This is a genomic window from Robertmurraya beringensis (genome assembly GCF_042433785.1).
GTDB lineage: Bacteria > Bacillota > Bacilli > Bacillales > Cytobacillaceae > Robertmurraya_A > Robertmurraya_A beringensis.
This window is the reverse complement of the sequence record NZ_JBHLUU010000036.1, coordinates 1-535: the sequence shown is the minus strand read 5'-3', so window position 1 is coordinate 535 and position 535 is coordinate 1. Positions and strand designations below refer to the sequence as shown.

The following is a 535-nucleotide window of genomic DNA, read 5'->3' as shown; positions in this document are numbered from 1 at the left end:
GTTTATCATTCGAGGATTATATGACGGAGAGAACCAGCAGCCTTAACAAAAGGTTAAAGTGGTTAGCTACCAATTCCAACAAGTTAGACGGGGTTTCTCTTGAAAAAGGAAAGCTGTCAATTGCACGCTTAGAAAAAGATGTTCCAGAAGAAGCAAAAAAATTTAGTGCAAGCCTGTATCAGATGCTACCAAGAATAAAATTAACCGATTTACTGATGGATATTGCTTATATAACAGGATTTCATGAGCAATTTATTCATGCTTCCAATAATCGAAAACCGGATAAAGAAGAAACAATTATTATTATGGCTGCTCTTTTAGGAATGGGAATGAATATTGGTTTAAGCAAAATGGCTGAAGCAACACCCGGACTTACATATAAGCAATTGGCCAATGTATCACAATGGCGCATGTATGAAGATGCAATGAATAAAGCCCAAGCCGTATTAGTAAATTTTCATCACAAATTGCAATTGTCCTCCTATTGGGGAGACGGTACAACATCCTCGTCCGATGGTATGAGAATGCAGATAGG

The 535-nt window shown here is 37.6% G+C and carries 1 protein-coding gene; it reads left to right on the top strand.

Features of this window, described 5'->3' with window-relative positions; all coding sequences use genetic code 11:
- Positions 1-535, top strand: a 535-nt coding sequence (locus ACFFHF_RS11745) for a Tn3 family transposase (protein ID WP_377058213.1), incomplete at both ends; no start/stop codon positions are given.